The organism is Streptomyces tibetensis (assembly GCF_007655005.1).
Lineage (GTDB): Bacteria > Actinomycetota > Actinomycetes > Streptomycetales > Streptomycetaceae > Streptomyces > Streptomyces tibetensis.
On sequence record NZ_SZVW01000023.1, the window covers coordinates 93,172 to 107,068 of the forward strand.

A 13,897-nucleotide genomic window follows, 5' to 3' on the forward strand; every position below is an offset into this window, starting at 1 on the left:
GCGCTAGGCGGTGATGTCCTTCGCCGTGAAGCGCGCCCACGCCGCCGACCCGAACACCGCCGCGTACAGGGCCTGCAGGCCGAGGTTCTTCGCCAGGTCGTCCCAGTAGACCGGCTCGCGCATGAGGTCGGCGAAGGACAGCCAGTAGTGGGAGAAGAAGTACGGCTGGAGGACGTGCAGCTGCGGGATCTGGTCGAGGATCTGGACCGTGATCAGCAGGCCGACCGTCGTCGCCATCGCCGCGATGCCGCTGCCCGTCAGCGTCGAGACGAACAGGCCGAGAGCGGCCACGCCGATCAGGGACGCGGCGACGGCCAGGGCGATCAGCAGGGCTCTGCCCAGGCCCTCGGCGAAGCTGATCTGCGTACCGGAGATGGTCGTCAGGTCCCCGAGCGGGAAGAGCAGCGCGCCGACCGTCAACGCCGAGACGGCGACCACGAGTGTGGCGGCCAGACAGAAGATGACGACCGTCGCGTACTTGGTGATCAGCAGGCGGCTGCGGCCGGCCGGGGCGACCAGGAGATACCGCAGCGTGCCGGAGTTGGCCTCGCCGGCGATCGCGTCGCCCGCGACGACCCCGACCGCCATGGGCAGGAAGAACGGGAGCGTGGCGGCCAGGGCGGTGAAGACGAGGAACAGGCCGTTGTTGGTGATCTGCGAGATGAAGGCGGGTCCGCCGCCCCCGCCGTCGGCCGAGGAACCGTCGCCGGTCTCGATCTTCACCGCGATGCCCACGAGGACGGGGACGGCCGCCAACACCGCAAGCAGGGCCACGGTGCGCCAGCGACGGAACGTGGTGAGCAGTTCGTTGCGAAGCAGGGTGGCACGGAAGGTTGTACGGCGAGCGCGGGCCGTCTGTGGCCGGTCGCGCAGTTCCCCGCGCCCCTGAGGGGCGCTCGGCTCAGCCCGCGACATCGAAACCCTCCCCGGTCAGCGCCACGAACGCGTCTTCCAGCGAGGCCCGTTGGACCGTGAAGCCGCGCACCCGGACCCCGGCCGTCACCAGCGCGGCGTTCACCTCGGCGAGGTCGCGGTCCGGTGGTTCGCCGGTCACCCGGTCGTCGGCGACGACGACGTCCCCCACGCCCTGCTCCTTCAGCACCCGGGCCGCCTCCGCCGGGTCCGGCGTGGTCACCACCAGCCGGCCGCGCGCCCCGGCGGACAGCTCGCCGACGGGGCCCTGCGTGATCAGCCGGCCCTGCGCCATCACCGCCGCGTGCGTGCAGACCTGCTCGATCTCGTCGAGGAGGTGGGAGGAGAGGAAGACGGTCGTGCCGTCCGAGGCCAGTTCCCGGACGAGGCTGCGGATCTCGCGCATGCCCTGCGGGTCGAGGCCGTTGGTGGGCTCGTCGAGGACGAGCAGCCGGCGTGGCTGGAGCAGCGCGGCCGCGAGGCCCAGACGCTGTTTCATGCCGAGGGAGTACGCCTTGGCCTTCTTGCCCGCGGCGGCCGTCAGGCCCACCCGGTCCAGTGCGGCGGCGACCCGGGCCCGCCGGGTGCGTGGATCGGCGGACGGGTCGGCGCTGTCGTAGCGGATGAGGTTGTCGCGGCCGGAGAGGAAACCGTAGAGGGCCGGGCCCTCGATGAGGGCGCCGACGTGCGGCAGCACGGCGCGGGTGGCCCGGGGCATGGGCTGCCCGAGCACCCGGGCCGTGCCGGAGGTGGGCTCGATGAGGCCCATCAGCATGCGGATGGTGGTGGTCTTGCCGGAGCCGTTGGGTCCGAGGAAGCCGAAGACGCTGCCCGCCGGGACGGTCAGGTCGAGACCGTCGACGGCGAGCTGTCCGCCGCGGTAGCGCTTGGTGAGCGCGCGGGTGGCGATGACCGGTTCCCCGGCCTCGTCCCGCGCCTCCCCGAGTTCGCGTTCCCCGGCCTCGTCCCGCGCCTCCCGCCGCTCCGGTTCCCCGGCGGACACCTCGCCCATCGGCTTCCTCGTTCTCTCGACGTCCCTTACGGCTGCGGGACCTACTTGCCGGCGTCGGCCGCCTTCACGAGCGCGTCCTTGGTGACCAGGCCCGCGTAGACCTTGCCGTCGTCGGTGACGAGGGCGTTGACCAGGCGGGTCGAGAAGATCGTGCCCGAGCCGAACGTGCCGTGGACCTTGTCGCCGAGCGAGTCGATGAAGCCGCCGAACTCGCCGCCGGCCTTGCCCGAGGGCACGCCCTCGCCGCCGGTGTCGAAGGTGGCTATGGCGTTCCAGCCCTCGCCGATGGTCTTCATTCCGTCGTGGCCGCCGAGGCCCTTGCCGAAGTCCTTCCCGGCCTTGGGGGCGTGGCCCGGCGCCTCACCCAGGTCGAAGGGCTTGCCGGGGTGCTTGCGCGGAGTCCCGCCCGAGGCCTTGTCAGATGCCTTGCCGGCGTCCTTCTCCTCGGTGACCTTCGCGCCCTTGGGCGGCGTGAAGTCGAAGGTCGAGGCGGCCGGCTGGGCGAAACTGACCTTCGTGAAGCCTGCGTCGACGACGGCCGCGCCGCCGCTCGCGGGGGTGAGCGTGAACTTCAGCGGCATGCCGGTCTCGGCGTCCACGGCCACGGTGATCGCGCCGACCGTCGAGCCGGACTGCTTCGGCTCGACGACGAGCTTGTAGGCGTCCCGGCCGGCGACCTGGGCGGTGCCGTCCACGGTCACGGACGTCGTGTCGTCGACCGCCTTCAGGGCCTCCTCGGCGAAGTCCTTCGGCGTGGCCGGCGGCTGCTGGTCCTTGCCGCGCTCCGGGCCGTCGGAGGCGGTGCCGTGGTAGACCTCGTTGGACTTGCTGTCGTAGCCCCAGACGTCCTTGCCGTTGTGGATGACGCTGTACTCGGCGGCGTTCTCCAGCAGCGACAGCTTCTGCTTGTCCGGGCCGTCGGCGGCGACGCGCAGGGTGTGCGTGCCGGAGGCCAGTTCGGTGAGCTTGGCCGTCGGGTCGGCGGAGGAGCCGCCCTCGCCCTGGCCCGCGGCGCCGGAGAGCAGGCCCGACTCCAGGCCGCCGAGGTTCGGCAGGCCGAGGTCCGTGCTGATCTTCACGGTGCCGGACAGCTGCTGGACGTCCGACTTCGCGATCTTCTCGATGAGCTGCTGTGCGGTGATCTTCGGGAGGTCGGGGTCTCCGGAGTCGGCGAGCGCGGGGACCAGCCCGATCGTCGCGGCGGCCACCCCCACCACCGTGACCGGGACGATGTACCGCGCGGCTTTGCGCCGCCCGGAGCGCTGCTCGTCGACCTCTCCGGCGGTCGTGCTGTCGTCGGATGCGTACGGTGCCATGTGTGCCCTACCTCCGTGGTCGGCGGCGGCTGTCCGTGTCGTCCACGCACTCGTCCCTGAGCCGCCATTCTCACCCGAACAGGTGAGGAGTGGTGTTTTCCGTGGTCACCATCTGACCAAATCGGCCAGGCAGATACGTCAGACCGCGGGCTCAACTCCGCGTACTGCTGGGGTATGACACGGGAGGGCGGCTTCTCCCCCGACCCGTAGGGGTCGCGGGGGTCCGGGTCGCCGTGCGGGGCGGGCTAGCCGGCCCGGTGCACCACCGCGTCGCACAGCTCCTGGAGCGCCGTCTTCGCGGTGCACTCGGGCAGCGGCGCCAGCGCCGAACGGGCGTCCTGGGCGTAGCGGACGGTGTCCCGCCGAGCCTGCTCCAGCGCGGGGTGGGCCCGCAGCAGGCGCAGGGCCTCGGTGTGCCGGTCGTCGTCGGTGAGGTCGGAGTCGAGCAGCTCGCACAGGGCGATGTCCTCGGCGAGCTGGAGCCGGGCCGCGCGCTCGCGCAGCCGGAGCACCGGCAGGGTGGGGATGCCCTCGCGCAGGTCGGTGCCGGGGGTCTTGCCGGACTCGTGGGAGTCGGAGGCGATGTCGAGGACGTCGTCCGCGAGCTGGAAGGCGACGCCGAGCCGCTCGCCGTACTGGGTCAGCACGTGCACGACGGTCTCGTCGGCGCCGGACATCATCGCGCCGAACCGGCACGACACCGCGATGAGCGAACCGGTCTTGCCGCCCAGCACGTCCAGGTAGTGCTCGACGGGGTCGCGGCCGTCCTGCGGTCCGGCCGTCTCCAGGATCTGGCCGGTCACCAGACGCTCGAACGCCTCGGCCTGCACCCGGACTGCCTCCGGGCCGAGGTCGGCCAGGATGTGCGAGGCGCGGGCGAAGAGGAAGTCGCCGGTGAGGACCGCGACGGAGTTGCCCCAGCGGGTGTTCGCACTCGCGACACCGCGGCGCACGGCGGCCTCGTCCATGACGTCGTCGTGGTAGAGCGTGGCGAGGTGGGTCAGCTCCACGACGACGGCCGACGGCACGATCCCGGGCGCGTGGCGGTCGCCGAACTGGGCGGAGAGCATCACGAGCAGCGGGCGGAACCGCTTGCCGCCGGCCCGCACCAGATGCTGGGCGGCCTCCGTGATGAAGGGCACCTCACTCTTGGTGGCCTCGAGCAAGCCTTCCTCGACAGCCGTCAATCCGGCCTGGACGTCGGCTTCCAGAGCCTGGTCCCGCACGCTCAGCCCGAACGGCCCGACGTCGGTCACGAGGGGTCTCCTGTCTGCTGTGTCTGCCGGTGATTACGCGGATTGTCGATAGGTCGCTGCCCTCACTCGAGTCAGCGTATCCGGTCACGTTTCGATCACCGCCAGCGCCCATGGTTACAGGCCGGGTGGTATCCGATCACGACCGCTATGTTTTCGATCAACCTATAAGAACAGATATTTATCGACTTACCCAGGGGTAGCGAGTTATGCACGATTTGCCGTGATGAGTCGTTGAATTCCCCTTGGCGGAAATTGCCCCACGGACTCGTGATCAGTGAGTTGAATCACTTCTTCCCCTTTTCCGCCCTGCTTCCACACCGGCCCGTACCGCCTTCCCCCGAACGTCAGTTGAGGCTTGGCTACCGCAAAGGATCAAGCCGCCCAAACGCCCCCGACCAAGGTCAACCGCGCGATATGTGACTGAGGTGCTTGTTCCCGACATGTGCTCTCGCATACGTTCCGGCCCTGTCCGGCGGACGCCTAATCCTGCCGCCGCCCGGACTCCCCACAGGAACCGACTCACTCACGCGTGGCAGGAGCGGGGGACCCAGGTAAGTCGCCGGGCCGCACAGCGGCACGGCTCGGGGTGAAGCCGCGTACGGCACACAGCGCCGTATGCGGCCGGGCACCTCCCGGCCCGAACCCGACAGCTCACCTCGCAGGCGCCGGAGAGGAACATCGCCATGACCGGACGAGGCAAGCACCGTCGCCCCAGAACCAACCCGCTGACCCGAGGCATCGTCGCCGTCGGAACCGGTGGAGCCGCACTCACCCTTCCGCTCCTCGGCGCCACGCACGCGAGCGCCGCCGAACCCCAGAGCGCCCCCGCCGCACAGTCCGTGCCGCAGGCGGCCCAGCCCGCCAAGTCCCTCACGTACACCGTGGTCAAGGGCGACTCGCTCGCCCGCATCGCGGACAGGTACGACGTCCGGGGCGGCTGGAAGCAGCTCTACGAGGACAACCGCGCGGCCGTCGGCGCCAACCCGAAGCTGATCCACCCGGGTCTGAAGCTCACGGTGAAGGCCACCAAGTCGGTCGCCCCGAAGAAGACGGCGACCAAGTCGTCCGCCCCCGCCAAGCCGGCCGCGAAGCCCGCCGGCGGCGTCGCCCAGGCCACCCAGGCGTCCGCGAAGACCTACGCGAACAACCTCGACGGGTGGATCCGAGAGTCGCTGGACATCATGGCGCAGCAGGGCATCCCGGGCTCCTACGACGGCATCTACCGCAACATCATGCGCGAGTCGTCCGGCAACCCCCAGGCGATCAACAACTGGGACTCGAACGCCGCCGCGGGCACCCCGTCCAAGGGCCTGCTCCAGGTGATCGACCCGACGTTCGCCGCCTACCACGTGCCCGGCACCTCCTTCGACCCGTACGACCCGGTCGCCAACATCACGGCGGCCTGCAACTACGCGGCCGACCGCTACGGCTCGATCGACAACGTCAACGGCCCGTACTGAGCCGACCCGCCCAGCAGTCGCTCGAGGACGACGGCGATGCCGTCGTCCTCGTTCGACAGGGTGACCTCGTCGGCCACGGCCTTGAGTTCGGGATGTGCGTTGGCCATCGCGACGCCGTGGCCGGCCCAGTCGAACATCGGGATGTCGTTGGGCATGTCGCCGAAGGCGATGGTGTCCGCCGGCCGCAGCCCCAGATGCTCGGCGGCCAGCGCCAGGCCCGTCGCCTTGGTGATCCCGCACGGCTGGAGCTCGACCGTGCCGGGCCCCGACATCGTCACCGTCGCCAGAGAGCCGACCACCGAGCGGGCCGTCGCCGCCAACTCGTCGTCCGTCAGGTAGGGGTGCCGCAGCAGCACCTTGCTGATGGACTCGCCCCACAGCTGCTCGCGCCGCTCGACCCGGACCGCGGGCAGGGTCGGGTGCGGCATGAGATAACCCGGCTCGATCAGCGTGAGCCCGTCCACCCCGTCCTGGTCGACCGCCGCGTAGACCTGCCCCACCTCGGCCTCGATCTTGCCGAGGGCGGTCTCCGCCAGCTCCCGGTCCAGGGTGATGGACCACAGCAGCCGGTCCGCGCCGGCGTCGTACACCTGCGCGCCCTGCCCGCACACCGCGAGCCCCGTGCACCCGAGGTCGTCCAGGAGCGGCCGCACTCTCGGCGCCGGCCGGCCCGTCACCACGAGGTGCTGGGCACCGGCGTCCGCCGCCCGCGCGAGCGCGGCGAGGGACCGGTCGGACAGGGTGTCGTCGCCGCGCAGCAGCGTCCCGTCCAGATCGGTGGCGATGAGTGAATATGCGAGGGGTGCGGCCATGATCAGAGAATACGGACAGCGCGCCCCTTCGTTTCATCGCACGGTGGACGCCGATTGCCCGGTTGAAGGCCTCTGCACCAGTTGGCAACAACATGCTCCGCTACCTACCCGTGGGGCCGCATAGAGCGGTACCTTCCAAGTGTCCAGGGGGGACTTGATCGGGGGGTCGGGTTGAACAGTGGGCGCATTCGCGTGGTCGGGCCCGGGGAGCTCGGCGAAGGGGAGAGGGAGCGCTGGCGCGCGCTGCGCGCCGCCTCGCAGGCACCGCGCAACCCTTTCATGGAGCCGGAGTTCACCGAAGCCGTCGGCCTGTTCCGGCCGGGGGCCCGGATCGCGGTGGTGTACGAGGGACCGGAGCCGGCCGGCTTCCTGCCCTATGAGCGGGGCCCGTTGGGGCAGGGCCGGGCGATCGGGCTGGGCGTCTCGGACGCGCAGGGCGCGATCCTGCGGCCCGGCCTCGACCTGGAGACGGGCGAACTGCTGAAGGGGTGCTCCCTGTCGAGCTGGGCCTTCGACAATCTGGAGGCCGAGCAGCGGCTGTTCGCCCGGTACGCGGCCGAGGAGTACGCCACCTACGTCATCGACGTGGAGAAGGGCTACGAGACGTACGAGTCGGTGCTGCGCGCGCAGTCGCCGAAGTTCCTGAAGACCACGCTGGCCAAGGAACGCAGGCTGGGCCGGCAGGCCGGTGAGCTGCGGTTCGTGTTCGACGAACGCGACCCGGCCGCGCTGCGCACGCTCATGGAGTGGAAGTCCGCGCAGTACCGCAGGACCGGCCGCCGGGACCGGTTCGCCCAGGAGTGGATCACCCGGCTCGTCGGTCAGCTGGCCCGGACCCGGGCGCCGGAGTGCAGCGGCACGCTGTCCGTGCTGTACGCCGGTGAGCGGCCCGTCGCCGCGCACTTCGGGCTGCGTTCGGCCTCCGTGCTGGCCTGCTGGTTCCCGTCCTACGACCCGGAGTTCGCGAAGTTCTCGCCGGGTCTGGTGCTGCACCTGCGCATGGCCGAGGCGGCGGCCGCCGCCGGCATCGGCACGCTCGACCTGGGGCGGGGCGCGGCCGAGTACAAGGACGCGCTGAAGACGGGCGAACTGCCCGTGTACGAGGGTGCGGTGACCCGTCCGGGGGTGGGAGCGGCGCTGCACTGGCTGAGCCGCGAGCCGGCACGCCGCGCGCACAGCTTCGTCCGCAGCAGGCCGCAGCTCGCGTCGCTGGCCGCGCGGACACTCAAGGGCGCGGCTCGGCTGCGCCGTACCTGACACACGAGGGGGGTGGCGCGCATGGCCCGTTCGGTGCGTGCGCAGGAGGAGATACGGCGGTTCCTGGACATCGGGGCGGTGCAGGTCGCCGAGCTGGACCTCGACGGTGACGAGGCGGTGCTCAGACCCGGCCCGGGGAGTCCGCCCGTGACGCACGGAGAGGTGTTCGTGCTGGTCAGGAGGGGCGGCCGACCCGTGGGGACGCTGCTCGGGCGGGTGCCGGAAGGGGCGGATCCGAGGGTTGTGCTGGCGGAACGGGCCCGGGCGGAATGCGGGCCCGCCGACCTCGGCGAACCCGGGGAGCCGCCGTTCACGAGCGTCGTCGTCGCGACCCGGGAGCGGGCCGGGCAGCTGGCCCGGGCGCTGGACTCGCTGCTGGCGCAGGACCATCCGCGGTTCGAGATCGTCGTCGTCGACAACGCGCCCGTCACGAGCGAGACGCGGGAGCTGGTCGAGCGGAAGTACGCCGAGCGGGTGCGGTACGTCTGTGAGCCCGTTCCGGGGCTCGCAGCCGCCCACAACGCCGGGCTGGACGCCGTCGGCGGCGAGGTGGTCGCCTTCACCGACGACGACGTGGTCGCCGATCCGCGCTGGCTGACCGAGCTGACCGCCCCCTTCGCCGCCGACCCCGGGCTCGGGTGCAGCACCGGGCTGATCCTGCCCGCGCGGCTGACCACTCCGGCCCAGGTGCTGCTGGAGAGCCACGGCGGCTTCGCGAAAGGCTTCACTCCAAGGACGTACGACCCGGCGCACCCGCCGGGCGACGAGCCGCTGTTCCCGTTCACGGCCGGGCGGTTCGGCTCGGGCGCGAACATGGCGTTCCGCACGGCGGTGTTGCGTTCCGTCGGCGGTTTCGACCCGGCCACCGGGGCCGGGACGGCGGCCCGGGGCGGCGACGACCTCTACGGCTTCGTGCGCGTCCTGGCGCAGGGGCACCGGCTGCGCTACACGCCGTACGCCCTGGTGTGGCACCACCACCGGGAGACCTGGCGGGACCTGGAGACCCAGGCCTACGGCTACGGCGCCGGACTCACCGCCTACCTCACCGCCGTGCTCGTGAACCGGCCCGCGCTGCTGCCGGCGTTCCTCGCGAGGCTGCCCCGCGGCCTCGCCCACGCGCGCACACTGACGGCGGTGCGCGAGACGGACGGGGCGGACGGCTCCGGCACGCCGGGCGACCACGACGCCCGCACGCACCCCTGGCCGCGGCGGCTGTCGCGGCTGCAGCGCAGGGGGATGCTGTACGGGCCGGTCGGCTATCTGAAGGCGCGGCGTGCGCTGCGCGCGGGCGCTCGTGGGAAGACGGCTCGGGGGTCGAGATGAAGACGGACGGCAGAGGCCGGGCCGAACGGGGTGTGCGGGAGGGTGAGGGGCCGACAGCCCCGCCTCCTGCCGAAGGCACTCCCGCCGTCCCCGTCTTCCTGTACCACTGCGTGATGGACGATCCGCCGGACTGGATCGCCGAGTTCACGGTCACGCCGAAGCAGTTCGCCGCGCATCTCGACGCCGTGGTCCGCAGCGGTCGTACGCCCGTCACGATCAGCGCGATCGCCGATCATCTGGCCGGGCGGGCCCCGCTGCCGCCCCGGCCCGTGCTGCTCACCTTCGACGACGGTTTCGCCGATCTGCCCGGACCCACCGCCGAGGCCCTGGCCGCACGCGCGCTGCCCGCCACCGCCTATCTGACCACCGGCGCCATCGCCCCGGGCGGTCGCAGTCTGCTGCCGCCCGCGCCGATGATGAGCCTGGCCGGCGCCGCAGAGCTGGAACGTTCCGGCATGGAGATCGGCAGCCACACCGTGACGCACGCGCAGCTCGACACCCTGTCCGCCAAGGCGCTGGCGTACGAACTGCGCACCTCCAAGGCCGTGCTGGAGGACGCCCTCGGGCACGAGGTCCGGCACCTCGCCTACCCGCACGGCTACAACAGCCCCCGGGTACGGGTCATGTCGGCCCGGGCCGGTTACGAGACGGCGACGGCCGTGCGGCACGCGCTCAGCTCCGACCGCGACGAGCGGTACCGCATCGCCCGGCTCATCGTCCGGCGCACCCACACCGTCGCCGACGTCGAGGGATGGCTCGCCGGGGCGGGCGCGCGGATCGCGCCGTACCGGGACGGGCCGAAGACGATCGCCTGGCGGTGGTACCGGCGGGCCCGTGCGGTCGTGCACGGGCCCGAATTCGCGGGGTGACCGGGGGCCGGGTCACCTGAGCGGCTGGTTGAGGTACGGGTCGGAGACGGCCTTGCGCAGGCTGTCCCAGGCCGCGTCGTTCGCCACCGCCAGGTTGCAGTGCGGACCGGGGTCGCGGTAGTTCCACTGGAGGGCGGCCTTGACGCCGTCCAGGCCCTTCAGCACGCCGGGCACCCGCGCGTACCACTCGGCCTGCCGCTGCGGGCGGTCGACGTCCGCGGCGGTGCCGAACTCGGAGAGCATCAGCGGCTTGTCGTCGGAGATGTTCGCGCGGATCCAGTCGTGCGTGGCCTTCTGGGTCTGCGCGAAGGTCAGCCAGCCCGCGTCGTGGCAGAGGTAGTAGTTGTACTGGTTGTAGCCGACCCAGTCGACGTAGTCGTCGCCCGGGTACATCTTCTCGATCTCGTCGGCGTGGTCGAGGTACCCGGTGGTGATCCACGTCCACACCACGTTGTCCACGCCCAGGGCGCGGAACCGGTCGTGGATGTGCCGGTAGGCCTTCACGTAGTCGGCGGGAGTGCCGCTCTCCGGGGTGCGGGTGTCCATCTCCAGGTCGAAGGAGAGGAACACCTTCCTGCCGTAGTCCTTGATGCGCCGAGCCTGGACGTCGATGACCCTGTCGTCCAGTTCCCCGGCCGCGATCTGCTTCCAGGTCGGCTGCTGCTGCCTGGTGCCGCCCCACCACTTGCTCTCCCAGGAGAGCAGCAGCAGGTGGTCCTCGCCCACGCGCCGCTCCTCCGGGGTGAGCAGCTGTCCCTCCCGCCGGGTGCCCGAGGGCAGGGACATGTCGTGGTACGTGTAGACGATGTCCAGCTCGCGGCCCACCCGCTTCTCGTAGGCGCGCACCTTCTCCGGCAGGTCGTCGCGCTCGTGCGGCACGAACGCCCCGAACCAGGCGCCGCACGGTGGTACCAGAAGGGCCGTCGGGCGGCAGTCCGCCCGGGAACCGGCTGCTCCCTGCTCCTGCGGTCCGGAGGCGTTCCGCAGGGCGAGTACGGCGACCAGGACCGCGCTGACCACCGTGGCGGACGTGATCAGCAGTCGGCGGCGGCTCGATGCCAGCGGGCCGGAGACCGGGAGGTCCTGGCGCGCGTCGTCCTCGTGCGGCTTCCCGCGGTGCCGGCCTCCGGTGGCGTGCGGCGTGCGGCGAAAGGGACGGTGGGGGCGGTTGAACCTCACTGAGCGGAACCCTTCGGTGTCCTCGGTGTCGTCCTCGGCTGCGGGGAGGCGCGCAGCGGCGGACAGAACGCGGTGAGTGTGGTCAGCAGCGTCAGCGTCAGCAGCACCCGCTGGGCGCTGAAGGTGTGCGTGGCGATCAGCACGGTCGCGACGAGCATCACGGCGCCGACGCTCAGGAACAGCGTCAGCATCAGCCGCTCCAACAGGTCGGAGTGGCGGGCGAAGTTGGGGTCCCGGCGCTCCACGGGCCCTTCGGCGGGCCGCGCCCCCAGGACGGGGGCGCAGACTCTGACCACGGCCGCGCCCGGCCCCGCCGCCAGGAACAGCACGACCGCGGCGCCCCGCAGCGGCGATCCTCCGGGCAGGGCGAGCGCGGCCAGCGCCAGCCAGCCGCCGAACGGGGGCAGCATCCGGACCACGAGTTCCTGCGGTGTCATCGCTCCGCTCCCCCTGACTGCTTCAGTACGTAGAGCCATCCGGCGCTGTTCTCCGCCACGAGCCGGAACCTCGGCGATGCGGCGACGGACTTCTGGATGCGCTCCAGCTGCGCCCGGTCGAGCTGCCCGTTCATCTCGGAGTTGGCCAACTGCCCCTGCGTGAGCAGGAAGTAGGCCCGGGCCGGGCGCTCCACCCCGGCCATGTCGCGCGCGAGGGTGGCGGCGGGTTTCCTGACGATCCGGTCGACGTGACTGCGGCCGTCGTCGAGGAACCAGTAGTGGTCGACGCTCCAGTAGTCGGCGTACGCGTCCGGGTAGTTGCGGTTGGCGGCCACGACCAGCGAGCCGTCGGGCGCCTGGTCGAAGAGCTGCCGTACGAGGGCCACTTCCTGGGGCGGGAAGTAGTTGATCCGGTCCTTGCCGGAGTAGGCGGGCACGAACGCCAGGGTGGTGCCGAGCAGTGCGGCCAGCGGCACCCAGGTGCCGGTCCCCCACCGGCGGGCCCGGGCGGGGCCGGTGGCCTGCCGTTCGCCGGCCTCCTGCGCGGCGGCGTCGGCGGCCAGGGTGCGGACCTTGGGCAGCAGCGCCGCGGCGGCGAAGAAGGCGGCGCCGGGCAGCATGAACAGCAGCACCCGGAAGATCATCTCGCTGCCGTAGCTGCTCGCCGCGAACATCGGCAGCGGGGCCGCCGCGACCAGCAGCAGGGGCCGGGCGCGGTGGCGCAGGACCCGCTGGCGCCACACGCCGACGGCCGCGAGCAGCAGGACCGAACCGGACAGCAGCCGGGCCGCCCAGGACGTCATGATCGCTCCGGTGCCGGTCGGGGTGGCGCCGTAGCCCGTCTCGACGTTGGCGCCGACGTCCCCGATGGAGCGGATCATGTCCGGCATCGCCGCGGACAGGAAGGGCAGCGCGGCCGTGAGGCACCAGGCCAGGAAGATCACGACGGTCGTGACGACCGGGACCCAGTCGCGGTAGCGGCGGCTCAGGCACAGGGCGAGCAGGCAGACGACCAGCATGCCCGGGGTGAGCTGGTGGGAGATGACGATCGCCACGACCATGACGGTGATCACCACCGTCCACACCGCCTGCCGCGGCTGCCCGCGCCGCACGGCGGACCGGCCGAAGCGCCGCAGGACGACCGCGAGCACCCCCACGTGCAGCGCGTACGCCACGGACTGGGGGGAGAAGTAGTCCTGCCCGACCCAGTTGGCGACGTAGAAGAGCCAGACCGCGGTCCAGATCAGCCGCCGGTCCTCGGTGAAGGTGCGGTAGATCAGCAGCAGCGGGAGCAGCAGCATCAGGCTGGAGACCAGGGGCCACCAGGCCATGTACATCGCCGTCGAGTCCACGCCCAGCAGCCGCTGCAGGGCGGCCTGGGCGGCGAAGAAGCCCGGCCACTGGTCGTACACGGCCATGTCGCCGACCTGATCGGCCGTCTGCAGACCGCCGGCCGTCAGCAGATGGTCGATGACCGCCTCGTGCTTCCACGCCCAGGCGTACAGCGGGGTCGGGTAGAGCACGGCCTGTGTGGCCCGCTCCATCACCAGCAGGCCCAGCACGTACGCCGCCGACCAGGCTCCCGGGCGGCGCGCGTCGCGGACCGTGAGGAAGAACCCGGTGGTGAGCACCACGAGCCCTGCCCAGAAGGCCGGGTGCAGCGCGCTGACCAGCCCGTAGTCGTCGAGCCGCGAGACGTCGGTGTGCCGCACGGCGTACGCCCAGAGCGCGAGCGCGACGAGCAGCGGGACACCGGGCCAGGCGAGCGCGCGGCGGCCGGACCAGGCGGGGGGCAGGTCGGACAGATCCGTCACGGGCTCGTGGGCGGGGCTCGACGACTCCGAGGAGGAGGGACTGGAGGACTGGCTGGCCGTCTCGGGGCCGCCGGCGGGGGTGTTCGCGCCGTCCCGTGCGGGTGTGGGTTCCGGCGTGGATCTCTCCCTCGGTGTGACTGGCGGACGCACGGTGGTTCCCCCCTGGCTGTTGCTCTCTTCGGCTCGCTTCGGCTCTTCGGGCCTGAGCTCGGATCGGTCTCGGCTTCGGGTGTGATCGGATCGGTCTCGG

The 13,897-nt window shown here is 71.7% G+C and carries 12 protein-coding genes and 1 riboswitch; of the genes, 4 read left to right on the plus strand and 8 right to left on the minus strand.

Annotated elements, in window-relative coordinates; genetic code table 11:
* Positions 1-3: 3 nt before the first annotated feature.
* From FDO69_RS33290 to FDO69_RS33305, 4 genes are all read right to left on the minus strand, one after another.
* Positions 4-915: an ABC transporter permease gene (locus tag FDO69_RS33290; protein WP_104785661.1), complete on the minus strand. Its 912-nt coding sequence runs from the start codon at positions 913-915 to the stop codon at positions 4-6.
* A complete protein-coding gene (locus FDO69_RS33295) occupies positions 902-1,924 on the minus strand; it encodes an ABC transporter ATP-binding protein (protein ID WP_104785663.1) in 1,023 nt (340 codons plus the stop codon). The genes FDO69_RS33290 and FDO69_RS33295 overlap by 14 nt, the downstream gene beginning before the upstream one ends.
* Positions 1,925-1,965: 41 nt before the next feature.
* Positions 1,966-3,240 carry a LolA family protein gene (locus FDO69_RS33300; RefSeq protein WP_104785666.1) on the minus strand — a complete coding sequence of 425 codons (1,275 nt, stop codon included), beginning with the start codon at positions 3,238-3,240 and terminating at the stop codon, positions 1,966-1,968.
* Positions 3,241-3,485: 245 nt separating this feature from the next.
* A complete protein-coding gene (locus FDO69_RS33305; protein WP_104785669.1) occupies positions 3,486-4,496 on the minus strand; it encodes a polyprenyl synthetase family protein in 1,011 nt (336 codons plus the stop codon).
* A gap of 502 nt (positions 4,497-4,998) precedes the next feature.
* Positions 4,999-5,176: riboswitch (cyclic di-AMP (ydaO/yuaA leader) on the plus strand.
* A gap of 3 nt (positions 5,177-5,179) precedes the next feature.
* Here FDO69_RS33305 and FDO69_RS33310 point away from each other — a divergent pair.
* Positions 5,180-5,956 carry a transglycosylase SLT domain-containing protein gene (locus FDO69_RS33310; RefSeq protein WP_104785672.1) on the plus strand — a complete coding sequence of 259 codons (777 nt, stop codon included), beginning with the start codon at positions 5,180-5,182 and terminating at the stop codon, positions 5,954-5,956.
* Here FDO69_RS33310 and FDO69_RS33315 read toward each other — a convergent pair.
* Positions 5,920-6,768 (minus strand): HAD family hydrolase, encoded by an 849-nt coding sequence (locus FDO69_RS33315; RefSeq protein ID WP_104785675.1) that lies wholly within the window; start codon positions 6,766-6,768, stop codon positions 5,920-5,922. The two genes, FDO69_RS33310 and FDO69_RS33315, sit on opposite strands and share 37 nt — an antisense overlap.
* 171 nt (positions 6,769-6,939) lie before the next feature.
* Between FDO69_RS33315 and FDO69_RS33320 the strand changes: the two genes are divergently transcribed.
* The 3 genes from FDO69_RS33320 to FDO69_RS33330 all read left to right on the plus strand — a co-directional run bounded on the left by FDO69_RS33320 (position 6,940) and on the right by FDO69_RS33330 (position 10,217).
* Positions 6,940-8,025, plus strand: a complete 1,086-nt coding sequence (locus FDO69_RS33320; RefSeq protein ID WP_104785678.1) for a GNAT family N-acetyltransferase — start codon at positions 6,940-6,942, stop codon at positions 8,023-8,025.
* 21 nt (positions 8,026-8,046) lie between these two features.
* A complete protein-coding gene (locus FDO69_RS33325) occupies positions 8,047-9,348 on the plus strand; it encodes a glycosyltransferase family 2 protein (protein ID WP_104785681.1) in 1,302 nt (433 codons plus the stop codon).
* Positions 9,349-9,461: 113 nt separating this feature from the next.
* On the plus strand, positions 9,462-10,217 hold the full coding sequence (locus FDO69_RS33330; protein WP_104785797.1) for a polysaccharide deacetylase family protein: 756 nt from the start codon (positions 9,462-9,464) through the stop codon (positions 10,215-10,217).
* Positions 10,218-10,229: 12 nt separating this feature from the next.
* Here the strand turns inward: FDO69_RS33330 and FDO69_RS33335 are convergent, their stop codons facing one another.
* Genes FDO69_RS33335 through FDO69_RS33345 form a run of 3 tightly spaced genes read right to left on the minus strand, consistent with a single transcriptional unit; the run spans position 10,230 to position 13,647 of the window.
* Positions 10,230-11,396, minus strand: coding sequence for a glycoside hydrolase family 26 protein (locus FDO69_RS33335; RefSeq protein ID WP_234388199.1), 1,167 nt, complete (start codon positions 11,394-11,396; stop codon positions 10,230-10,232).
* Positions 11,393-11,833 (minus strand): hypothetical protein, encoded by a 441-nt coding sequence (locus FDO69_RS33340; protein WP_104785683.1) that lies wholly within the window; start codon positions 11,831-11,833, stop codon positions 11,393-11,395. The genes FDO69_RS33335 and FDO69_RS33340 overlap by 4 nt, the downstream gene beginning before the upstream one ends.
* A complete protein-coding gene (locus FDO69_RS33345) occupies positions 11,830-13,647 on the minus strand; it encodes a glycosyltransferase (RefSeq protein ID WP_104785686.1) in 1,818 nt (605 codons plus the stop codon). The genes FDO69_RS33340 and FDO69_RS33345 overlap by 4 nt, the downstream gene beginning before the upstream one ends.
* Between the last annotated feature and the right edge of the window lie 250 nt (positions 13,648-13,897).

What these genes read in the sequence shown, in the direction of transcription:
- FDO69_RS33290 (WP_104785661.1), bottom strand. Translation starts at nt 915, where the DNA reads ATGTCGCGGGCTGAGCCGAGCGCCCCTCAGGGGCGCGGGGAACTGCGC.
- FDO69_RS33295 (WP_104785663.1), bottom strand. Translation starts at nt 1,924, where the DNA reads ATGGGCGAGGTGTCCGCCGGGGAACCGGAGCGGCGGGAGGCGCGGGAC.
- FDO69_RS33300 (WP_104785666.1), bottom strand. Translation starts at nt 3,240, where the DNA reads ATGGCACCGTACGCATCCGACGACAGCACGACCGCCGGAGAGGTCGAC.
- FDO69_RS33310 (WP_104785672.1), top strand. Translation starts at nt 5,180, where the DNA reads ATGACCGGACGAGGCAAGCACCGTCGCCCCAGAACCAACCCGCTGACC.
- FDO69_RS33315 (WP_104785675.1), bottom strand. Translation starts at nt 6,768, where the DNA reads ATGGCCGCACCCCTCGCATATTCACTCATCGCCACCGATCTGGACGGG.
- FDO69_RS33325 (WP_104785681.1), top strand. Translation starts at nt 8,047, where the DNA reads ATGGCCCGTTCGGTGCGTGCGCAGGAGGAGATACGGCGGTTCCTGGAC.
- FDO69_RS33330 (WP_104785797.1), top strand. Translation starts at nt 9,462, where the DNA reads ATGGACGATCCGCCGGACTGGATCGCCGAGTTCACGGTCACGCCGAAG.
- FDO69_RS33340 (WP_104785683.1), bottom strand. Translation starts at nt 11,833, where the DNA reads ATGACACCGCAGGAACTCGTGGTCCGGATGCTGCCCCCGTTCGGCGGC.